We start from the raw sequence: 20,371 nt of genomic DNA, 5'->3' as shown, positions 1-20,371 counted from the left end.
CCACCGGTCGCCGGCTGCCGGGGTCAACGACTGCGACAAGTAGGAACAGATGACACCAGAGACACCCGACCCGTCATCCGCAGCGACGCGGACGCCGGGCAGCGACAGCGAGCCTGTGCTCGAACTGCGCGGAATCAACAAACGGTTCGGTGCAGTCCAAGCCCTGACCGACATCCATCTCAGCGTCGGTCGCGGCGAAGTCGTCGGCCTCGTCGGCGACAACGGTGCCGGCAAATCGACCCTGATCAAGGTCATCGCCGGAGTCCACGCCGCCGATGACGGCGAGCTCATCATGAACGGGACGGCGCAGAGATTCTCCTCCCCGAAGGATGCACAGAAAGCCGGAGTGGCCACAGTGTTCCAGGATCTCTCCCTATGCGAGAACCTCGACGTGGTGGCCAACCTCTTCCTCGGACATGAGAAGACCCGCGGAGGCGTCCTCGACGAAGTGACGATGGAAGCCAAATCCTGGGAGCTGCTGCGCAGCCTCTCGGCAAAGATCCCGAGCGTGCGCGTACCGATCGCGGCCCTGTCCGGCGGTCAACGTCAGACGGTCGCCATCGCTCGGTCCCTCCTCGGCGAACCATCCCTGGTCATGCTCGACGAACCGACAGCGGCGCTCGGCGTCGCTCAGACGGCCGAGGTGCTCAACCTCATCGAACGGCTGAAGGAACGCGACCTCGGCGTGCTGCTCGTCAGCCACAATATGGCCGATGTGCAGGCCGTATGCGATCGGGTGCACGTGCTGCGGCTGGGCAAGGATGCCGGTGATTTCCCCGGTGACGAGCGCACCGATGTGCTGGTCGCCGCGATCACCGGAGCCAGCGACAATGTCGTGACCAAACGCGCCGCACGGAGGGGTGAGCGCCGATGACTCGCAATTCCTTCATCACCGATGAGCGGATCTCGTCCGAAGGCATCGTCGGCACCTTCGTCCGCCGGGTCAAAGAGGGGCAGCTGGGGTCGTTCCCCGTCATCCTCGCCCTCATCGTCATCGTCATCGTGTTCCAGTCGGCCGACTCGAACTTCATCTCTCCGGCCAACCTCGTCAACCTCTCTACTCAGGTCGCGTTCCTCGCGATCCTGGCTCTCGGCATCAACCTCATCCTGCTCCTCGGCGAGATCGATCTGTCACTGGCGCAATTGGGCGGTCTGGCCGCCTCGCTGCTCGGAGTCCTGGTGGTGAGACAAGGTGTGCCGCCGGCCTTGGCACTGATCATCATGCTGCTGCTCGGCCCGGTCGTCGGCGCGATTCAGGGCTGGTTCTTCGCCGTCGTCGGCATCCCGGCGTTCGTCGTCACTTTGGCCGGTCTGCTCGCGTTCACCGGTCTGACCCTGACGACCTTGGGTACGCAGAAGAATCTGTCGATGTCGGACACCTTCGCCTTCGACTTCGCCAGCTTCTACTTCCCTGCGATTTGGGCCTATATATTCGGAGCCGTCGCGATCATCGGCTTCGGCGGCGGCATCATCTATTCGAAGCTGCGTCGCCACCGGGAGGGCCTCAGCGCTCCGAGCTGGACCTCCGTGATCGTGCGGATCGTGCTGCTGGCCGCGATCGTGTTCGGGTTCCTCATCCTCGTCAATCAGGACTTCGGTCTGGCGATGCCGTTCTTCCTCATGATCGTCATTGCGATCATCATCGACCTCGTGCTGCGCAAGACCCGCTACGGCCGGTCCATCTACGCCGTCGGCGGCAAGGTCGAAGCCGCTCGGCGTGCCGGCATCCGCGTGACCTGGGTGCGCATCAGCGTGTTCATGGCCGCAGGAGTGTTGGCCGCGCTGTTCGGTTTCATCAAAACCGGAGTGACGACGAATGCGGGGTCGACGCTGGTGAGCACGCAGGACCTGCTCAACGCGATCGCTGCCGCGGTCATCGGCGGCACCTCGCTGTTCGGCGGTCGCGGAACCGCCTGGGCTGCCGTGCTCGGTGCCTTGGTCGTCGGTGCGATCAACAACGGTCTCTACCTCATCGGCTTCAACTCCGATGCACAGCAGATCATCACCGCACTTGTGCTGCTCACCGCAGTTGTCATCGATGCACTCAGCCGCCGTGGCCAGAGGTACGTCGGGCGGGGGTAGTGGGGCGGGAAGCTTCCTCTGCCGACCGCTCGCCTTAGCGTCGAGCGCGCAATGCATAGCTTGATACAGCGACGTTAAGTCGAGCGGTCGGTGCTGAGCATTCGAGCAGAGTATGGAGTCGCCCGTGTCCGACCGGGCTGATACAGTCGGAGCCAATGACATGGGGTGCCTCATGAGGATCCGTTCGCACCAAGACGCTGCGCACGGAGGACACCGAGGCTGAGAGAACACCCATCGAACCTGATCTGGGCCATACTAGCGAAGGGATCGTCATGGTTGACTTCGACCTGCGTTCTGCGAATGCGCGTCTGCGCGCGACCAACCCGCTCATCCAATGCATCACGAACACCGTCGTGCAGCAGTTCAGCGCCAACGTGCTCCTGGCCATCGGCGCCTCCCCGGCGATGCTCGACCACGAAGCTGACGCCGGTCAGTTCGCCGGGATCGCCAGCGGAGTCCTCGTCAACTTCGGAACCGCCTCGAACCACCAGCTGCTCGCCGCCGATGCCGCCATCGACGTCGCCAACACCGCCGGCAAGTCCTGGGTCCTCGACCCCGTGAGCGTCGGCGCCGTCGACTTCCGCACCTCCCGCATCCGCCGTGCCGCCGCCGATCACCCGACCGCCATCCGCGGCAACGCCTCCGAGATCGCCGCACTCGCCGGAGTCGGACTCGGTGGTCGTGGAGTCGACTCCACCGATGAAGTCGACGCCGTCCTGCCCGCTGCCGCGAAGCTGGCCCGAGAGACCGGTGCCGTCGTCGCCGTGTCCGGGCCCACCGATGCCGTCGTCGCCCACATCGACGGCACCGACCACGTTGCCCGCATCTCAGGTGGACATGAGTTCATGCCGTTGGTCATCGGCACCGGCTGCTCACTCGGTGCCGTCACCGTCGCCTACCTGGCCGCCGCCCGAGCCGGACTCGCCGACCCCGACGCCGACGTCTCAGCCGTCAACGCCACTGAGCAGTCCGCGAACGGTGGGGCCGCCTCGGCGAAGTTCGAAGCTGTCGTCGCCGCCCACGCCCACTTCGCGGTCGCCGGGGAACTCGCCGCCGATGGCGCGAAGGGTCCCGGCAGCTACTCGGTGAACTTCCTCGACGCGCTCCACACCGTCGACGGTGACCGACTCGCACAGGCGATAATCGGCCTCGACACGCTCACTTCTGCGAATGAAACCGCCGGCGAAGGCGTCCAGGCATGACCGCCGGATCCGCCCACATCGCTGACAACCCGGCTGACGACAGCGCGACCGTAAGCGACCTAGACGGCTCGGCCGACCGCTTCGCCGGAATCGACACGCGACTCTACCTCGTCACCGACTCCGCGCAATGCGAGGCCGCCGGCCGCAGCGTCGCCGAGACCGTGCAGGCCGCCGTCGCCGGGGGAGCGGGCATCGTCCAGGTCCGTGACAAAGACATCGACGACGGTGACTTCTACTCGCTGACCCGCCAGGTCATCGCCGCCGTCGACGCCGCGACCCGCGACACCGACCGCACGGTCCCCGTCGTCCTCAACGACCGCGTCGACGTGGCCCGCCGCCTCATCGACGAAGGCGAGAACGTGCACATCCACGTCGGCCAAACTGACACCACCGTCGCCGAGGTGCGCGCCGCACTGGGTGCGGAACCGCTCATCGGCCTCTCGGCCGCGAACAGCGACGAATTCGCCGCCGCCCGCGACTCCGGAGTCGTCGACCTCGTCGGCATCGGACCGGTCTTTGACACCTCCACGAAAGCCGACGCCCCCGACGGCATCGGACCGGACCGCCTCGGCGAACTGGTGGCAGAAGCGGGCATCCCCGCGGTCGCGATCGGCGGCATCAACGCCGGCCGTGCCCCTGACCTACAGGGACGCGGGCTGATCGGGATCTGCGTGGTCTCGGCAATCTGCATGGCCGACGACCCGAAGACGGCAGCCGAGGAACTGCTCGCCGCATTCGCCGGGAGCGCACAGTGACAACCCGCCCGCCGATCACCTTGTCCATCGCCGGCACCGATCCCTCCGGCGGTGCCGGAATCCATGCCGACCTCAAGACCTTCACCGCGCGGAAGACCATGGGCACGACCGTCATCACCGCCCTCGTCGCGCAGAACACGCACGGTGTGTCCCGCGTCTATCCGATCGACGTCGAATTCGTCGCCGATCAGTTCGACTCCGTGCTCGGCGACCTGCCCGTCGATGCGACGAAATCGGGGATGCTCGGCAGCCGTGACCTCGTCGAACTCGTCGTCGATCGCGCCGCCGAAGGCCGGCTCGGCTTCTATACCGTCGACCCGGTGATGATCGCGACCTCCGGCCACCGCCTCCTCGAGACCGATGCCGTCGACGCCGTACGCACCCACCTGCTGCCCGTCGCCGACCTCATCACCCCCAACCTCCCCGAGGCGGCCCTGCTGATCTCCGACGACGAACCCGAAGCGCAGACGACTGAAGCCATGCGTGACCAGGCACGGCGCCTGCTCGAACGCGGCCCCGGAGCGGTCCTGCTCAAGGGCGGGCACGGCAGCGATGACGAAGTCATCGACATCCTCGCCACCGCCGATGGCCAGGTTTGCGAGTTCACCCACCCCCGCGTGACGACGATGAACACGCACGGAACCGGGTGCACTCTGTCAGCCGCGATCACCGCCGAGGTGGCCGTCCTCGGCCGCGAACACACAGAGATCGGGTCGGACATCCTCGGCGAGGCCGTCGGCAATGCCCTCGATTATCTTGCTCGCGCTCTCACCTCGGCCGCGGACTGGCAGCTGAGCCTCAATCCGGAGGGCGCCCACGGACCCGTCGACCACCAGGTCGACATCGTCCGCGGTCGACCCGCCTGACATATCCATCCCGCCAGACCACCACGTCACCCGAACCGCCGACTCACTCGATCCACCACGTCATACGAACCACCACGTCACACGAGCACAAAGGAGTTCCCATGACCGTCACCTTTACCGCCGGCCCATTGACCACCCAGCTGTGGGACCGTGTCCGCCCCATCGTCAAGCAGATCGAAGAGCTGCCGTTCCTCGCCCAGCTCGCCGACGGCAGCCTCGATCCGAAGGCCTTCGTCAACTACATCTCGCAGGACAGCCTCTACCTCAACGGATACGCCAAGGCCATGTCGTTCCTGGCCGCGAAGACCGTCGACCGTGACGAATCCCGGTTCTGGGCCGGATCCGCCGCCGAGGCGATCACCGTCGAAGAGGAGATGCACGGAGAGCTGCTCGCCGACGCCCGACTCGCCTCGGCGCTGGAAGAGCTCACCGCGGAAGGCTCCCGTTTCAAGGCCTCCCCGACGACGCTGGGTTACGTGTCCTTCCTCGTCGCCACGGCCGCCAGCCGATCCTACGGCGAAGGCGTCGCCTCAGTGCTGCCCTGCTTCTGGGTGTACGCCCATATGGGCAAGGTGCTTGTCGACCGGGCCGGGCAGATGGCCGACGACCACCCCTACCGCACATGGGTGCAGACCTACGACTCACCCGACTTCGACGAATCGACCCACCACGCCGTGCAGATCCTCGAACAGGAACTCGCGAAGGCACCGAGCGAAGAAGCCGCCCGCATGCGCGCCGCCTTCGAGCAGGCCTGCGTCTTCGAACTCCACTTCTGGGCCTCAGCACACGCCATGCAGAACTGGGACGTGTCCGTGTTCCTGCCTCAGGAAGTCACCGTCTGATCCCAGGGACCATCGGATCCCCCTCGCCGAGGCGGCCCTGACCTTGAGTCGATCACCTCGGTGGGGTGAGCGGAAGCGTCCCCGCCTCTGCGGTCGGCATAGACCGTGCGGTCACCTCGGTGGGGTGAGCCTGCGGTAGAAACGCCAGACGGCGAGCCCCGTGGCGACGAGGAAGATGGCCGTCGGCACGAAAGTCAGCCATTCCGACATTGTCGCCGAACGCGCTGCCTCGGCGATGATGACGAGGATTGCCGCGACGAGCAGTGCGGTGAGTCCCGCTGTGATGCGCAGGAGCTCGATGAGGCAGCCGACGAGGTAGGTCTTCTCGCCGCGCTCGAGCCAGTACTCCCTGTGCGGGGCATTGATGAGCGTGACCGGCAGCTTCTCGAACAGCGGGCGGATCGACATGACAGCGGGCAGGCCGACGCCTATGGGCAGGAAGATCCACAGGAGGCCCGTCTTCGATGTCCAGTCATCGGGCTGACCACCGGAGTCGAAATGGGTGGCAACATTTTCGGGTGCCTGCACCCAGAACCAGACGCAGACCCCGAGGAAGACGAGGATCGAGGTGACCGCGAAGATGAGCGCGGCGGTCTCACTCGATGGGTTCCGGTGCGGCTGTGCAGAGGAAGGCATGGGTGCCACTCTAACCACTCCGGTGAGCGGCCCGACCGTGGCGATCGTCAGGCAGGATCGGTCCTACGGAGACGACGGAGGTTCGGACCGATCGAGGCGACGCAGTCTCAGGCGCGAGACGCTCCAGAAGGATCATCCGGGTAATGAGTGAGCGGACCGAAGGATCCGAGAGCATGCCAGCCGCGGCGCAGAGTCGTCCACAGAAGCACGTGATCGACCTCGATGAGGGGCACTCGGTCGTGCTTCGGGCAGGCGAACCGACCGATGAAGAACACAACGGTCGCAAACATCACTGCGATCATGAACAGAATCAAAAGATCCATGGCGGCCCCCTCACATCCTGATACGAATGCCTCTCTTTCAGTCTCGCCCCAAAATACAGAGAAAGATAGGGCTATCCCACCTGGTGAGCGTGAAGGTGATCAAAATCAATTCGGGTGTGAGACGCCGTTCACGTAAAGGACGAGGCGAGGCTCTCGGCAGCGCTGATGACGGCACGGGCGGCCGCTCGTCCCTGGTCGGGGGTGATCGAGGAAGGGAAGGTGAAGCGCACACTCGTCTGCGCGACCTCGGGCGCGACCCCTAAGGCCGTGAGCACATGGGAGGGCTCATCGGAGCCGACCGCACAGGCCGAACCGCTCGAGGCCGTCACCCCGAGGCGTTCGAGCTCGAGCAGCACCGCCTCGCCGGAGGTGGTCGAGAAGCAGAACGACGCGTGATTCGGAGTCCGAGTCGCCCGGCCATCAGGGCCGGCCGTGCCCGCCGCGCCCGTCAGAAACGACCCGGGGACATGGTTGAGCACTATGGAGATGAACTCATCGCGGATGGCCCGGACACGATCGGCGGCCTCATGCCGCTCCGCCTCGGCGAGTTCGAGTGCCGTGGCGAACGCGACGGCCAAAGCCACGTTCTCCGTGCCCGATCGTCGGCCCGACTCCTGACCGCCGCCGTGGATGAGGGGTTCGACAGGGACGCGGGCGCGGATCGCGGCCACACCGATGCCCTTCGGCGCCCCGACCTTGTGCCCGGCCAGGCTGAGCGCATCGACACCCAACCCGATCAGCGGCAGCCACCCGGCCGCCTGCACGGCGTCCGTGTGGAAGAGAGCACCGGCCTCATGGGCGATTCCGGCCAGGGTCGGAATGTCGGCAACGGTGCCGATCTCATTGTTCGCGTAACCCAGGCTCACAAGCACGGTGTCGGCCCGGATCGCCGCCGTGAGGGCTTCGGGGGTCACGGTCCCATCGGAGGTCGGGGCCGCCTCGGTGACGGTGAATCCGTGGACGCGGGCCAGGAACTCCACCGAGGCGAGCACCGCTTCGTGTTCGATGGGGGAGGTGACGATATGTCGCCGAGGCGGCACCGCGGTCCCGTCCCGACCCTCGGACTGAGCCCGACTCTGAGTCCGATCCTGAGTCTGAGCGCCGAGTGCCATGCCGATGATCGCGAGGTTGTCCGCCTCGGTGCCGCCGCTGGTGAACGTGATGTCCGTGGCGCGCATGCCAAGCACCTTCGCCACGCGAGCACGGGCATCGGCGAGGGCTTCGGCGGGTCCGCGCCCGAATTCGTGGTGGCTCGACGGATTGCCGAACGACCCGGCCAGATACGGCCACGCGGCTTCGAGGGCCTCCCTGCGCACGGGGGCCGCGGCCGCGGTGTCGAGGTAGAGGCGCCCGGCCATCTCAGGCCTCGAGGCTCAGGTCGAGACCGAGGTCGATCGCGCGGACGCTGTGGGTCAGCGCGCCGGATGAGATGACGTCGACGCCGGTGGCGGCGATCTCCGGGATCGTCTCCAGGGTGACGTTGCCACTGGCTTCGACGACGGCGCGGCCGCCCACGAGTTCGACGCCTTCGCGCAGCTGAGCCGGGGTGAAGTTGTCGAGCATGATGTTATCGGCGCCGCCGTCGAGCACCGCGGGCACCTGGTCGAGCCGGTCGACCTCGACCTCGATCATCGTTGTATGCGGCAGACGGGCACGCGCGGTGCGGATCGCCTCGGCGACGCTGAGCCCGGCACCGGTGAGCACGGCGAGGTGATTGTCCTTGGCCATGACCGCGTCGGAGAGCCCGAAACGGTGGTTGTGTCCGCCGCCGCAGACGACGGCGTGCTTCTCGAACGCGCGCAGACCGGGGGTGGTCTTGCGGGTGTCGACGATGCGCGCCCGCCCCGCGGCGGCATCGACATAGGCACGGGTCTGGGTGGCGATTCCGCTCATGCGCTGGCAGAAGTTCAACGCGATCCGTTCGGCCTGCAGCACCGCCCGAGCGGGACCGGCGACCGTGGCGAGCACCTGACCAGCGGTGAAAGAGTCTCTATCGGCGGCGGCGAGGTCGACCGCGACACTCTGGTCGACGAGTGTGAAGGCACGGGCGAAGACTTCGATTCCGGCGAGCACTCCGTCTTCGCGAGCACGCAGTTCGGCCTTCGCCGAGGCGGTGGCGGGGATGAAGGCTTCGCCGGTGATATCGCCCCAGGGAGCGTCTTCGTCGAGGGCTGTGCGCAGTGCGGAATCGATGGTTGAAGCGGTCAGCATGCGGTGGCCTCCTGAAGCAGAGCGGTGGGCGAAGTGGCGGTGGACGGCGCCGTCGTCGACGACGTGAGTGTCGTATCCGTGCGGGTATGCGCGCCGAGGCTGTGCTCGCGGGCCAGAGCATGCCGAGCCATATGTTCGGCGATGAGGGCGAGATTCGCGGTCTCGAGTGCGTCGGCTAGGGCCGCAGCTGGGGTGGTGGTTCGGTGGGCGTCGCGGGTGCCGTCGCCGCGGACACCGTCGTTGCGGTCACCGTCGTTGCGGGCACCGTCGCCGAGGCGGTCGAGCAGGGTCCGTAGACCTGCGGCCGTACGCTCCACACCCAGATGAGCCCAGGTCAGGTCCTGCAGCTCGGTTCGTGTCAGCGCCGTCTGGTGGAGTGAACGGGACTGGGGGAGTGGGAGTTCATGGTCTCTGTTGACCGGCAGTGCGTCGATCGCCGCGGCTGCGCGGGCGGCGAAGACCGCGCCCTCGAGCAGAGAGTTCGAGGCCAACCGATTGGCTCCGTGCACTCCGGTGCACGCGACCTCGCCGACCGCGAAGACTCCGTGGATGCTCGTGCGACCATCGCGATCCGTGGTCACCCCGCCCATGAAGTAGTGGGCGGCGGGAGTGACGGGGATGAGGTCCCGGGACAGATCGAGACCGTGAGCGGCCAGACCGGCGGTGATGCTCGGGAACGTCGCCTGCACATCCGGGACGGCCCGCGCATCGAGGAAGCACGGACGACCGTCCTGAACCGCCTGGCGACGGTGCAGGGCGAGTGCGACGACATCACGAGAAGCGAGCTCGGCACGATCATCGATGTCAGTCATGAACCGGTGGCCGTGCTCGTCGAGGATGAGAGCGCCGGCCCCGCGGACGGCCTCGGAGATGAGGAAACCGGGACCTGGAAGGGCGGTGGGATGGAACTGGAAGAACTCGAGATCGGAGACCTTAGCACCGGCGCGAATGGCAGCGGCCAAACCGTCTCCGGTGGCAGCCGCCGGGTTCGTCGTGTGTGCGAAGAGCTGCCCGGCACCGCCGGTGGCGAGCACGATCGCATCGGCAGTCAGGGTCTCGGCGCGGCCGTCGCGGAGCACGTTGACTCCGGTGGCTGTGGCGACTCCGGTGGCTCGAGTGGGGCGGCGATCGTCGTCGCTGGTGAGGATGTCGACGAGCATCGTGTCCTCGAGGAGGGTGACTCGTCCTGCGGCGACTTCGGTACGCAGCTTCTGCGCCAGGGCGGTGCTGATCGCCCGACCGGTCGCATCGCCTCCGGAATGGAAGATGCGCGGATAGGAATGCGCCCCTTCCAAACCCCTGGCCCAGGTTCCGGTCGGATCGGTGTCGAAATCCACCCCCGCCTCGGCGAGGGAGACGATCGCGTCCCCACCGGCTTCGCAGAGGGCACGCACGGCTTCCGGGTCACAGTGTCCGGCACCAGCGGTGAGCGTATCGGCGATATGGGAATCGACCGTGTCGTCGGGGCCGATGACACCGGCGATGCCGCCCTGCGCCCATTCGGTGTTCGATTCGCCGAGGCGGCCCTTCGTCACGAGCGTGACTGTGTGACGGCCGGACAGGCGCAGTGCCGCGGTCAGCCCCGCGATGCCGGAGCCTGCGACGATGACGCGGCTCATCAGATCCGCGGCTTCGCGGCGAGCATCCGCTCCAGGGACATGCGGGCAGGATCGGCCACCTCGGCGTCGACGGAGATCTGATTGACGACCTGTCCGTCGATGAGCGATTCGAGGACCCAGGCGATGTAGCCGGGGTGGATGCGGTACATCGTCGAGCACGGGCAGATGACGGGGTCGAGGCAGAAGATCTCGTGCTGAGGGTGTTCGGCGGCCAGCCTCTGGACCAGATTGATCTCGGTGCCGATGGCGAACGTCGTCGGTTCGGTCGCCTGTTCGATGGCCTTCGTGATGTACGCGGTCGATCCGGCCTCATCGGCGGCCTCGACGGTCTCACGCGGGCATTCGGGGTGGACGATGACGCGCACGTCCGGATGATCCGCGCGGGCTTTGTCGATCTGGGCGGGGGTGAAGCGCTTGTGCACGGAGCAGAATCCCTGCCACAGGATGACGCGGGCCTCACGCAGAGTCTGTTCGTCGTTGTTGCCCAGCGGCCTGGCGGGATTCCACAGCGGCATCTCGCCCAGACCGATGCCCATGTTGACCGCGGTGTTGCGGCCCAGATGCTGATCGGGGAAGAACAGGACCCGCTGCCCGCGTTCGAACGCCCATTCCAGAACCACCTCGGCGTTCGACGAGGTGCACACGATTCCGCCGTTGCGGCCGCAGAAGCCCTTGATCGCAGCCGAGGAGTTCATGTAGGTGACGGGGATGACCGGGACGCGACCGTCGGCATCGGGTTCGGCGCCGAAGACCTCGGCGAGCTGCTCCCAGCAGTCCTCGACCTGGTCGATGCTGGCCATATCGGCCATCGAACAGCCGGCGGCGAGGTTGGGCAGGATGACCGACTGCTCCGGCTTCGACAGCAGATCGGCGGTCTCGGCCATGAAGTGGACGCCGCAGAAGACGATGGCCTCGGCCTCCGGATGGTTCTGGGCGGCCTGGGCGAGCATGAACGAGTCGCCGATGTAGTCGGCGTGTTCGACGACCTCGACCCGCTGGTAGTGGTGGCCGAGCATGACGACACGATCGCCGAGGATGGCCTTGGCGGCGCGGATGCGGGTATCGAGCTCTTCAGGCGCGGCCTGCTTGTACTCCTCGGGGATATCGCCCTGACGTGGGGCGGCGACCGGAATCGGGTCGGCCATCGAGGAACCGGGACCGTAGCCGGGACGGTCGTCGACATCCCACGGGGCATCGAGCAGGTCCGTCGAGCACATTTCGTCGTTCGCTCCCGAGGCAGAGATGTCCTTGAGGGTGAGTTCGATCGAAGCTGTTGTGGTCATCATCGTCCTTCGCTCGGTGGGCGGGACCCGTGCCTGAAGTGCCTCGCACGTGGTGAGAGCCGCCCGAAATCTTTTGCGCAATTGTGCGTTTATTTCTTTGCGCAGATTTGAGCTTAATCCTGTGGGCGGGCAATGTGCAACTCGCGGGCGATGGCTCTGCGCCGGGGGATGCAATAGGCTGTGGTCTGGCTCGCAATCCGAGTCGATGCGCACTGCGGTGGGCGCCCCCGTGAGAGTCACCGAGGCTTCGGACCGAAGCGTCGGTCTCGCCCCGCCCGCGCCGGCACCGACGACATCGCATATCTGAAGGATTCTCATGCCCGAAGCGGCACACTCGAACCAGTTCACCTCCCCCTCCACCACCGGCATCGCGGGCAACGCTTCTGCCGGTGACAAGGCCCCGGCCGGCCCCGGCGCGACGGCCGGCCCCGACGCGACGGCGGGGGCCGCCTCGGCGGAACAACCCGCCCCGTACGGCGGTCCGGTGTCCGCACCGGCAGCGCCGCCTCGGCGAATCCGGACCCTCGATCTCATCAAAGCCAAGGCAGAAGGTCGGCGATGGGCGATGCTGACCAGCTACGACCAGTACACGGCGGCCCTGTTCGAACAGGCCGGGGTCGAGGCCCTGCTCATCGGCGACTCCGCGGCGAACAACGTCTATGGCCACGCGACCACCCTGCCGGTCACAGTCGACGAACTCATCCCGCTGGCCCGAGCAGTCGCCTCAGCGACGAGCCGGGCCCTCATCGTCGCCGACCTGCCCTTCGGCAGCTACGAGATCTCCGACGAGCAGGCCGTGGCCACGGCCGTGCGGTTCATGAAGGAAGCCGAAGTCCACGCGGTCAAACTCGAAGGCGGGGCGCGGATGGCCTCGCGGATCAAGGCGATTACGATGGCGGGCATCCCGGTCATGGCGCACATCGGCTTCACCCCGCAGGCGGAGCACAACCTCGGCGGCTACAAGGTCCAGGGCCGCGGCGACGCCGGCGGCGCCCTGCTCGACGATGCCCGCGCCGTGGCCGAGGCCGGAGCCTTCTCCGTGGTCATGGAGATGGTGCCCTCCGGGCTGGCCGGCCAGGTCACTGCCGAATTGACGATCCCCACCGTCGGGATCGGCGCCGGTGCGGACTGCGACGCCCAGGTCCTCGTATGGCAGGACATGGCGGGCCTGCGTACGGGGAAGGCCCCGCGCTTCGTCAAGCGCTACGCAGACCTGCATTCCGTGCTCACCGAGGCGGTCGGCACCTATGTCGACGAAGTGAAGTCCGGGGTCTTCCCCGAGCCCGAGAGGAGCTTCGACTGATGGAGGTCGGAGGCATCCAGGCACTGCGCCGGTGGCGAGCCGAACAGTCCGGCCGCGTCGGTCTCGTCCCGACGATGGGCGCCCTGCACTCCGGGCATCAGGCACTGATGACGCGTGCCCGCGCAGAGTCTGATCTCGTCGTGGCCTCGATCTTCGTCAATCCTCTCCAGTTCGGTGCCGACGAGGACTTCGTCCAGTACCCGCGGCCGATCGAAGAGGATCTGAGGAAGTGCGAAGAGGCCGGAGTCGACTTCGTCTTCGCCCCGGCGCTGGCCGAGATGTACCCGTCCGCACCCGAAGTGCGGGTCGTCGCCGGGCGCATGGGGGCCGTGTTCGAAGGCGCGGCCAGGCCTGGGCACTTCGACGGCGTGCTCACTGTCGTGGCGAAGCTCTTCACCCTCATCGCCCCCGACGTCACGGTATTCGGACTCAAGGACATCCAACAGTTCGTCCTGGTCAAACGCATGATCGCCGACCTCAACTTCGATATCGAACTCATCGGCCTACCCGTCGTCCGGGACGCCGACGGGCTGGCCATGTCGAGCCGCAACTCCTACCTGGCGCCGGACGACCGTGCCCGTGCTCTGGCGATTCCACGGGCTCTCACCGCCGCCTCCGAGGTGGCCGAGCGAGGCCGTGGGGCGGCGGAGTCCGGCATCGGTGGCGGTTCTGGCTCTGGGGCCGGCACCAGTGGTGTTTCTGCTGGCTTGCCCGCTGCCGTCGAGGCGGCCGCGCTCGCCGAGCTGGAGCCGGCTGCTGAACGTGGGGATCTCGAGATCGTCTACTGCAGTCTCGTCGAGGCCGCGACCCTGCGGCCGTGCCCACCGGCCTTCACGGGACCGGCTCTGCTGCTCGTCTCCGCGACGGTCGGTGGGACTCACCTCATCGACAATCTGCCGCTGGAATTCTGACGCGATATGCAATTGTGATGAGTTTGTGAAGATTCTGTTGAGCGATCGAGATCTGCATATGTAACCGATCGAGATCCATCGACAGCTGTGGTTTCAATCAACGGCTATCAGTCGCTGGACCCTTGTTCTCAGTGTTCGCTGAGAATAGACTCAAAATCAGCAAGAGAAAATGAAACTTGCCGATTCGCTGAGTTCGAAGGAGATAAGCGACATGCAAGATCTGGATATCTGGTCGGTCCTGACGAAAGTCGGACTGGCAATCGTCATTCTCATTGTCACCTGGATTCTCGCCGCCATCGTCAAATGGGCGATCGGCAAACTCGTCACCAAGGTTCCCGCACTTCAACGCGATGGAAGCAATGGTCAGCAGATCGGAAAGTCGGTCGGGCAGATCGCCGGTCTCGTCATCTGGCTGCTCGGACTCATCGCCGTACTCCAGCTGTTCAACCTCGATCAGGTGCTGACTCCGCTGCAGGGTCTGCTCGATGGAATCTTCGGGTTCCTGCCCAATATCATCGGCGCGGGATTCATCTTCTTCATCGGCTATGTCTTCGCGAAGATCGCCAAACAGCTCGTCCAGACCGCTCTCAACGCTGTGGATCTGACGAAGCTGACGTCGAAGTTCCGCTCGCTCGGCGACAAAGCCACCGGAATGGCCGAGGGCGCCGGAAATGCTCAACCGCATCCCGACGCCACTCAGCAGTACGCCGCACAGGGTCAGCAAGGCATGCCGCCGCAAGGTCAACAGGGCATGCCGCCGCAAGGCGGACACCCCGGTCACGCACCGAACCCGAACGCGGAGGCGAACGCGAAGATCTCGAACCTCATCGGCAACCTGGTGTTCGGAATCATCATCATCGTCGTTGCGATTTCGGCGCTGCAGGTCCTCGGCATCAAGGCGATCTCGGAGCCTGCCCAGCAGATGCTCCAGATCTTCCTCAACGCGATCCCGCTCATCATCGCCGCCGGCATCCTGCTGGCCATCGGCTTCGTCATCGCCAAGTTCCTCGGCAATCTGCTCGAACAGATCCTCCAGGGCATCGGCACCGACAGGGCTATCAACGAGATCGGGATCGTGCCCGAAGGCACCAGCGCCTCCAACGTGATCACCCGCCTCGTACAGGTGGCGATCATGATCTTCTTCGCGATCATGGCCGCCCGGATGCTCGGATTCCCCGAGATCACGAACATCCTCAACGAGATCCTCGACCTCGGCGGCAGCGTGCTCTTCGGCGCTGCGATCATCGCCGCAGGATTCCTCATTGCCGCGATCATCGGCAAGTTCATCACGAACAACCTGGCCAGCAAGGTGCTGCGCTACTCGGCGATCGCCCTGTTCATCGCCATGGGCCTGCGCTATATGGGCCTGGCCGATTCGATCATCAACCTCGCCTTCGGTGCCGTCGTCATCGGCGGTGCGGCGGCTGCCGCTCTGGCCTTCGGCCTGGGCGGACGTGAGGCGGCCGCGAAGATGCTCGACAAGGTCGACCTCGCCGAGGCGGCCGAGAAGACGAATCCCGACGCCGTGGACAGCGGTACCCCGGGATCCGGAACGCACACTCACGGCAGTGGCAGTGGCAGTGGCAGCGGAAACGGGGGAGCCTCCTCGGCGAATGAGAGCTGAGTGAGGGTCTGCCCACCGATTCGAAGGGGCGGGGCAGCCGAGGATCGACCTCGGTGCCCCGCCCCTCTCCTATGTTCCGGGCAATCGCGCTTCAGATGGGGATCGCGATGACGGCGATGCCGATGATGAGCAGGATGAGCGTCGAGGCGGCCTCGATGAAGAAGTCGGCGCTGCGGTGGGCCATCGCCGACGCCGCGAGGCTGGCCAGGCACGCGAGGACGAGCTGGTAGGACAGGAGCACGCCCAGGATCAGGGCGACGAGCACGGTGTAGTCGATGCCCGTCGGGGAAGCGGGGACGAGGGTCGGCAGGATCGCGAGGAAGAACAGGCCGACCTTCGGGTTGGACAGCGACGAGATGATGCCGCGGCGATAGGACACGAACGAGCGCAAGTGGCCCCGCGAGGTCGACTCCATGACGTGAGCGATCTCGGTCACGGGCCCGTCGGGGGAGTCGGGGCCGGTCGACGCGGACGGGATGGCGTTCGCGGTGGGGCGGTCGGTCGCCTCGGCGGCCTTCAGATCCCGACGGAGACGAAGCGCCTGCCGACCGGCGAGGACGCCGAGGAGGCACAGGTAGAGGCCGCCGCCGATCTTGAGGACTTGGACTGCGGCCGGGTAGACGGTGAGCAGTGCGGAGACGCCGGTGAGCGCGAGGACCATCCAGATCACGGTGCCCGTGGCCGTTCCGAGTGCATAGACGAGTCCGGCCTTGCGGCGCAGCGAGGACAGGCGGATCGTCAGGATCGTCTCGGGTCCGGGGGTGACGGCAAGCGCGGCCGCGGCTCCGGTGATGGTGAGGATCTCGGGTCCGGTCACGGCACTCCTTCGGGGTGATGGGAACGGTCAGCGGGGATGGTGCACGGGGGAGTCGGGGCATCGTTCGATGGCATCGGGAACGAACACCATTCTGCCGGAACCCATCAATCGGGAAAAGCAATTGATCATGAATGATCATCAGGTGATGCCTAACGATTTTATGTGCGCTCAGCGGCTACTCTTGAGGGCATGTGGGATCTCAATCGTCTGCGGGTCTGGCGGGCCGTCGCGGCCACCGGTTCCGTGGTCGCCGCGGCGAAGAACCTCAACTACACACCGGCGACCGTCAGTCAGCACATCACCACCCTGCAGAAGGCCGTCGGGGCGCCGCTCTACCGGCGGTCGGGCCGCGGCATCGAGATCACCGAGCTCGGCCGGCGTCTGGCCGATGATTCGGCGGAGGTCTTCACTGCGGTCGGCCGCCTCGACGATTTGGTCGAAGGCTTCCGCAGCGTCAGCAGGCCCCGGCTGCGGATCGCGGCGTTCACTTCGTTCAATGCGCGCCTGCTGCCGGGCATCATCGATGCTGTGGCCCAGGATCATCCGGATCTGCGTTTCGACATCCAGCTCAATGAGCCGGCGAAGAACCGGCGCGGGCACTGCCTCATCGAGATCCGCGCCGAGGCTCCGCAGGACGGGGAGAACCATCTGCCGGAGATGACGCGCATCCCGCTCTTCGACGACGACTATCGGGTGGTCGTCCCCGAGGGGCACCGGTTCGCGGGCCGTGAGTCCGTGCCGTTCATCGACCTCGAGGACGAGCACTGGGTCGACTACGACATGTGGGCCGGGCCCTCGAGCAAGGTCGTCGACCATGCGTGTGCCGCGGCCGGATACGAACGCAAGAGCTTCGCTGCCTGCGAGGACGACTTCGCGGCTTTGGCTCTCGTCGCCTCAGGCATGGGCATCACGGTCCTCCCGCGGCTCTCGACTCTGCAGCTGCCGCCCGGCCTCGTCGCTGTCGACCTCACCGACCCCGTCCCACAGCGCCGAGTCGTCATGCACGTCCGCGACAAAGACGCGCACTTACCCCACGTCCGCGCCTTCGCCGCCGCCACGTCGAAAGCGGTCGAGTCCCACCTCACCACCCCTTAATTGCTACCCGACGGCGGCCCAGCAACCTGGCGCCAGGTTGCTGGGCCGCCGTCGGGTAGTCCTGGGAGGGGAGATGCGCTGTTCCTCATAGTGGGCTGAGACCTTGTGCCAAGAGTGGTGGGATAGGCTGTTGGGGTGAGTTCTGAAATCGAAATCGGCAGAGGCAAGCGCGGCCGTCGCGCCTATTCGCTCGACGACATCGCCATCGTCCCCGCTCGGCGCACCCGTGATCCCGAAGACGTGTCCCTGAACTGGCAGATCGACGCCTACCAGTTCGAGCTGCCCTTCATCGGCGCCCCCATGGACTCGGCCATGTCCCCGGAGACCGTCATCGCGCTCGGCCGATTCGGCGGACTCGGCGTCCTCGACCTCGAAGGTCTGTGGACCCGGTACGAGGACCCCACACCGCAGCTGGCCGAAATCGCCCAGCTGCCGGCCGAGATGGCGACCTCCCGGATGCAGGAGCTCTACTCCGCACCCATCCAGGCCGAACTCATCACCGCTCGCCTCGAGCAGATCCGCGAAGCCGGAGTCACCGTCGCCGGTGCCCTGACCCCGCAGCGGACACAGGAGTTCTACAAGACGGTCGTCGATGCCGGAGTCGACATCTTCGTCATCCGCGGCACCACGGTCTCGGCCGAGCACGTCTCGACCCACACCGAACCGCTCAACCTCAAGCAGTTCATCTACGAACTCGATGTGCCCGTCATCGTCGGCGGAGCCGCCACCTACACCGCGGCCCTGCATCTCATGCGCACCGGTGCCGCCGGCGTCCTCGTCGGCTTCGGCGGGGGAGCGGCGGCCACGACCCGCAAGACTCTGGGCATCCACGCCCCGATGGCCACGGCCGTCGCTGACGTCCACGCGGCCCGGCGGGACTATATGGACGAATCCGGCGGCCGCTACGTCCATGTCATCGCCGATGGCGGACTCGGCACCAGCGGCGACATCGTCAAGGCCTTCGGGGTCGGCGCCGACGCCGTCATGCTCGGCACCGCCCTGGCCCGGTCGACCGAAGCACCAGGCCGCGGAATGCACTGGGGCGCCGAAGCTCATCACCCGGATCTGCCGCGCGGACACCGTGTGGAACTCGGCACCGTCGGCAGCCTCGAGCAGGTGCTCTTCGGCCCCGGCCGCACCGCGATCGGCGAACTCAACCTCGCCGGCGCTCTGCGTCGGGCACTGGCCACCACGGGCTACCTCGACCTCAAGGAATTCCAACGCGTCGACGTCACCGTCTCGCCCTACCAGACTGGTTCGGTGGTCTGAACTGTTCCGCCTGGCACTGACTCCCAAATGGCTGGGGTCCCTGCTCCTCGTCCTGGTGCTCGTCACCTGCTTCGTCGGACTCTCCGCGTGGCAGGTCGACCGGGCCCAGCACAAGAACGACGTCGCTGCGTCCTCCGGAGTCGATGAGCTCAAGGACTTCAACGACGTCATGGATGCCCAGGCCCCGATGCCCGGCATACTCGCCGACCAGCGGGTCAGCCTGTCAGGACACTGGATCCCCGATGCTCAGATCGTGATTCCCGGCCGCGTCCAGGACGGCGATACCGGGTATTGGGTCGTGACGATGTTCGCCCCGGACGGCGGCCACCTCGGTGAAGGCGTCGAGGCCGCGAACGCCGACGAGAAGACGATTGCGATCCCCGTCGTCCGCGGTTTCACCACCGACGAGGATACGGCGATGGCCTCGGAGGCCCGGGACGGTCAGGTCGAACTGACCGCGCGCATCGGACCCATCGAAGGCCCCGTCGAGGGCAATGATCTGCCCGAGGGGCAGGTGCGCACGGTCTCGACCTCGCAGATCATCAACCTGTTCCCCGACCTGCTCACCTACTCCGGATTCCTCATCCCGGAGGAGGCCACCGGTGCCGCCTCCTCGGTGGGCACCGACGGCCTCGAGCAGGTTCCGACCACGACGACCCGCGACGAGGGCGGATTCGATCTGCAGTCGGCGGTCTACGCCCTCGAATGGATCATCTTCGCGGCCATGGCCCTCTACATGTGGTTCCAGCTGCTGCGCGATGATTACCTCCGGCGCCGCCTCGGCGAGGACTCCCAGGATTCGGAGAAGAGCGTCGAGTATGTTGTCGTCAAGCCCGCGGGCGACGCGACCATCGACCCCGAGGTGATGTCCGGACTCACCGGACTGCCGGCCCACCGCCACGGAGGCACCAAGCCGGGCAAGCGGCGAAGCAGGAACGCCGAAGCCCGAAACACTGACACCCGCACGACCGGAGGAAACTGAGCGTGAGCGAAGAACACGAGTCCTTGGACTCCCGCCCCGACTTCGACGAGAACAACGTGTGGAGCGTCAAACGCTTCACCTCAGCCCGCAATGCGCTGAAGTTCTACCGCGTGATGGCGCTGATCACCGGTACGATGCTGCTCATCCTCACGGTTGAGATGATCTACAAGTACCTCATCGCCGCGGACGCCGAGACTGCCCTGAACTTCGGCGGCTTCAACCTCGCCGCGGCCATCGCGATCTGCCACGGCTGGTGCTACGTGGTCTACCTCATCGGCTGCTTCTGGCTCAACCAGCAGATGCGCTGGACGCTCGGCCGCTACCTCATCCTCGCCCTGGCCGGCGTCGTGCCCGTGATGTCGTTCATCCTCGAGCGCCGCATCCACCGTCAGGTCGACGCCGAACTCGAAGCCGCCGTCGTGGTCGCCCCCAAGTCCTGAAAGGGACCCCACCCTCGCCGAGGCGGCCCACCGACACGTGGTCAACCGCGGCGGCGGAACCGGCCCGGTCCACCTTCACCGAGGCGGCCCACCGACACGTGGTCAACCGCG

At 66.3% G+C, this 20,371-nt stretch carries 20 protein-coding genes and 1 riboswitch; of the genes, 13 read left to right on the top strand and 7 right to left on the bottom strand.

All coding sequences use genetic code 11. From position 1 onward, the window contains the following. Nucleotides 1-49 precede the first annotated feature (49 nt). The 6 genes from AC3CD9_RS10270 (at nucleotide 50) to AC3CD9_RS10245 (ending at nucleotide 5,747) form a co-directional block, all read left to right on the top strand. Nucleotides 50-874 (top strand): ATP-binding cassette domain-containing protein, encoded by an 825-nt coding sequence (locus AC3CD9_RS10270; protein ID WP_488363775.1) that lies wholly within the window; start codon nucleotides 50-52, stop codon nucleotides 872-874. After that, nucleotides 871-2,082, top strand: a complete 1,212-nt coding sequence (locus tag AC3CD9_RS10265) for a sugar ABC transporter permease (protein ID WP_488363774.1) — start codon at nucleotides 871-873, stop codon at nucleotides 2,080-2,082. Before AC3CD9_RS10270 ends, AC3CD9_RS10265 begins: the two co-directional genes overlap by 4 nt. A 151-nt stretch (nucleotides 2,083-2,233) precedes the next feature. Further along, nucleotides 2,234-2,367: riboswitch (TPP riboswitch) on the top strand. Then, nucleotides 2,355-3,284 (top strand): hydroxyethylthiazole kinase, encoded by a 930-nt coding sequence (thiM, locus tag AC3CD9_RS10260; RefSeq protein ID WP_488363773.1) that lies wholly within the window; start codon nucleotides 2,355-2,357, stop codon nucleotides 3,282-3,284. It overlaps the preceding riboswitch by 13 nt. Further along, nucleotides 3,281-4,039 carry a thiamine phosphate synthase gene (gene thiE / locus AC3CD9_RS10255; RefSeq protein WP_488363772.1) on the top strand — a complete coding sequence of 253 codons (759 nt, stop codon included), beginning with the start codon at nucleotides 3,281-3,283 and terminating at the stop codon, nucleotides 4,037-4,039. The genes thiM and thiE overlap by 4 nt, the downstream gene beginning before the upstream one ends. Next, nucleotides 4,036-4,905, top strand: coding sequence for a bifunctional hydroxymethylpyrimidine kinase/phosphomethylpyrimidine kinase (gene thiD / locus AC3CD9_RS10250; RefSeq protein WP_488363771.1), 870 nt, complete (start codon nucleotides 4,036-4,038; stop codon nucleotides 4,903-4,905). The genes thiE and thiD overlap by 4 nt, the downstream gene beginning before the upstream one ends. A 101-nt stretch (nucleotides 4,906-5,006) precedes the next feature. Continuing rightward, the gene (locus tag AC3CD9_RS10245) at nucleotides 5,007-5,747 is read left to right on the top strand and encodes a TenA family protein (protein ID WP_488363770.1); all 741 of its coding nucleotides are present in this window, start codon (nucleotides 5,007-5,009) and stop codon (nucleotides 5,745-5,747) included. Nucleotides 5,748-5,858: 111 nt separating this feature from the next. Here the strand turns inward: AC3CD9_RS10245 and AC3CD9_RS10240 are convergent, their stop codons facing one another. From AC3CD9_RS10240 to nadA, 6 genes are all read right to left on the bottom strand, one after another. Next, nucleotides 5,859-6,383: a DUF1648 domain-containing protein gene (locus tag AC3CD9_RS10240; protein ID WP_488363769.1), complete on the bottom strand. Its 525-nt coding sequence runs from the start codon at nucleotides 6,381-6,383 to the stop codon at nucleotides 5,859-5,861. Nucleotides 6,384-6,490: 107 nt separating this feature from the next. Beyond that, on the bottom strand, nucleotides 6,491-6,706 hold the full coding sequence (locus tag AC3CD9_RS10235) for a hypothetical protein (RefSeq protein ID WP_488363768.1): 216 nt from the start codon (nucleotides 6,704-6,706) through the stop codon (nucleotides 6,491-6,493). Nucleotides 6,707-6,834: 128 nt separating this feature from the next. Beyond that, nucleotides 6,835-8,064 (bottom strand): cysteine desulfurase family protein, encoded by a 1,230-nt coding sequence (locus tag AC3CD9_RS10230; protein WP_488363767.1) that lies wholly within the window; start codon nucleotides 8,062-8,064, stop codon nucleotides 6,835-6,837. 1 nt (nucleotide 8,065) lies between these two features. Further along, the gene (gene nadC, locus AC3CD9_RS10225; RefSeq protein ID WP_488363766.1) at nucleotides 8,066-8,917 is read right to left on the bottom strand and encodes a carboxylating nicotinate-nucleotide diphosphorylase; all 852 of its coding nucleotides are present in this window, start codon (nucleotides 8,915-8,917) and stop codon (nucleotides 8,066-8,068) included. After that, a complete protein-coding gene (nadB, locus tag AC3CD9_RS10220; RefSeq protein ID WP_488363765.1) occupies nucleotides 8,911-10,536 on the bottom strand; it encodes an L-aspartate oxidase in 1,626 nt (541 codons plus the stop codon). The genes nadC and nadB overlap by 7 nt, the downstream gene beginning before the upstream one ends. Further along, nucleotides 10,536-11,819: a quinolinate synthase NadA gene (gene nadA / locus AC3CD9_RS10215; RefSeq protein ID WP_488363764.1), complete on the bottom strand. Its 1,284-nt coding sequence runs from the start codon at nucleotides 11,817-11,819 to the stop codon at nucleotides 10,536-10,538. Before nadA ends, nadB begins: the two co-directional genes overlap by 1 nt. Nucleotides 11,820-12,135: 316 nt before the next feature. Here nadA and panB point away from each other — a divergent pair, with 316 nt between their 5' ends. From panB to AC3CD9_RS10200, 3 genes are all read left to right on the top strand, one after another. Then, on the top strand, nucleotides 12,136-13,122 hold the full coding sequence (gene panB, locus AC3CD9_RS10210) for a 3-methyl-2-oxobutanoate hydroxymethyltransferase (protein WP_488363763.1): 987 nt from the start codon (nucleotides 12,136-12,138) through the stop codon (nucleotides 13,120-13,122). Continuing rightward, the gene (gene panC / locus AC3CD9_RS10205; RefSeq protein ID WP_488363762.1) at nucleotides 13,122-14,033 is read left to right on the top strand and encodes a pantoate--beta-alanine ligase; all 912 of its coding nucleotides are present in this window, start codon (nucleotides 13,122-13,124) and stop codon (nucleotides 14,031-14,033) included. The genes panB and panC overlap by 1 nt, the downstream gene beginning before the upstream one ends. Before the next feature lie 211 nt (nucleotides 14,034-14,244). Further along, nucleotides 14,245-15,657: a mechanosensitive ion channel gene (locus AC3CD9_RS10200; protein WP_488363761.1), complete on the top strand. Its 1,413-nt coding sequence runs from the start codon at nucleotides 14,245-14,247 to the stop codon at nucleotides 15,655-15,657. A 91-nt stretch (nucleotides 15,658-15,748) separates the two neighbouring features. Here the strand turns inward: AC3CD9_RS10200 and AC3CD9_RS10195 are convergent, their stop codons facing one another. Continuing rightward, the gene (locus AC3CD9_RS10195) at nucleotides 15,749-16,474 is read right to left on the bottom strand and encodes a LysE family translocator (RefSeq protein ID WP_488363760.1); all 726 of its coding nucleotides are present in this window, start codon (nucleotides 16,472-16,474) and stop codon (nucleotides 15,749-15,751) included. Nucleotides 16,475-16,663: 189 nt separating this feature from the next. On the opposite strand from AC3CD9_RS10195, the gene AC3CD9_RS10190 reads away from it, so the two are divergent. From AC3CD9_RS10190 to AC3CD9_RS10175, 4 genes are all read left to right on the top strand, one after another. Further along, a complete protein-coding gene (locus tag AC3CD9_RS10190) occupies nucleotides 16,664-17,569 on the top strand; it encodes a LysR family transcriptional regulator (RefSeq protein WP_488363759.1) in 906 nt (301 codons plus the stop codon). A 135-nt stretch (nucleotides 17,570-17,704) separates the two neighbouring features. Next, nucleotides 17,705-18,838, top strand: a complete 1,134-nt coding sequence (locus AC3CD9_RS10185) for a GuaB3 family IMP dehydrogenase-related protein (protein ID WP_139468415.1) — start codon at nucleotides 17,705-17,707, stop codon at nucleotides 18,836-18,838. 55 nt (nucleotides 18,839-18,893) lie between these two features. Next, nucleotides 18,894-19,820, top strand: a complete 927-nt coding sequence (locus tag AC3CD9_RS10180) for an SURF1 family protein (RefSeq protein WP_488363758.1) — start codon at nucleotides 18,894-18,896, stop codon at nucleotides 19,818-19,820. Between the two features lie 2 nt (nucleotides 19,821-19,822). Then, complete coding sequence (locus AC3CD9_RS10175; protein ID WP_139468416.1) at nucleotides 19,823-20,260, top strand: DUF3817 domain-containing protein; 438 nt, start codon at nucleotides 19,823-19,825, stop codon at nucleotides 20,258-20,260. The last annotated feature ends 111 nt before the right edge of the window (nucleotides 20,261-20,371 follow it).

The organism is Brevibacterium sp. MGP-B1 (genome assembly GCF_057766545.1).
This window is presented reverse-complemented; position numbering and strand designations above follow the sequence as displayed.

Bases quoted from the DNA above. Each gene is read 5' to 3' on its own strand.
- AC3CD9_RS10245 (WP_488363770.1), top strand. From the start codon at position 5,007: ATGACCGTCACCTTTACCGCCGGCCCATTGACCACCCAGCTGTGGGAC.
- AC3CD9_RS10200 (WP_488363761.1), top strand. From the start codon at position 14,245: ATGCAAGATCTGGATATCTGGTCGGTCCTGACGAAAGTCGGACTGGCA.
- nadA (WP_488363764.1), bottom strand. From the start codon at position 11,819: ATGACCACAACAGCTTCGATCGAACTCACCCTCAAGGACATCTCTGCC.
- thiE (WP_488363772.1), top strand. From the start codon at position 3,281: ATGACCGCCGGATCCGCCCACATCGCTGACAACCCGGCTGACGACAGC.
- nadC (WP_488363766.1), bottom strand. From the start codon at position 8,917: ATGCTGACCGCTTCAACCATCGATTCCGCACTGCGCACAGCCCTCGAC.
- AC3CD9_RS10265 (WP_488363774.1), top strand. From the start codon at position 871: ATGACTCGCAATTCCTTCATCACCGATGAGCGGATCTCGTCCGAAGGC.
- panC (WP_488363762.1), top strand. From the start codon at position 13,122: ATGGAGGTCGGAGGCATCCAGGCACTGCGCCGGTGGCGAGCCGAACAG.
- thiM (WP_488363773.1), top strand. From the start codon at position 2,355: ATGGTTGACTTCGACCTGCGTTCTGCGAATGCGCGTCTGCGCGCGACC.
- AC3CD9_RS10235 (WP_488363768.1), bottom strand. From the start codon at position 6,706: ATGGATCTTTTGATTCTGTTCATGATCGCAGTGATGTTTGCGACCGTT.
- AC3CD9_RS10240 (WP_488363769.1), bottom strand. From the start codon at position 6,383: ATGCCTTCCTCTGCACAGCCGCACCGGAACCCATCGAGTGAGACCGCC.
- AC3CD9_RS10230 (WP_488363767.1), bottom strand. From the start codon at position 8,064: ATGGCCGGGCGCCTCTACCTCGACACCGCGGCCGCGGCCCCCGTGCGC.
- nadB (WP_488363765.1), bottom strand. From the start codon at position 10,536: ATGAGCCGCGTCATCGTCGCAGGCTCCGGCATCGCGGGGCTGACCGCG.
- panB (WP_488363763.1), top strand. From the start codon at position 12,136: ATGCCCGAAGCGGCACACTCGAACCAGTTCACCTCCCCCTCCACCACC.
- AC3CD9_RS10190 (WP_488363759.1), top strand. From the start codon at position 16,664: ATGTGGGATCTCAATCGTCTGCGGGTCTGGCGGGCCGTCGCGGCCACC.
- AC3CD9_RS10270 (WP_488363775.1), top strand. From the start codon at position 50: ATGACACCAGAGACACCCGACCCGTCATCCGCAGCGACGCGGACGCCG.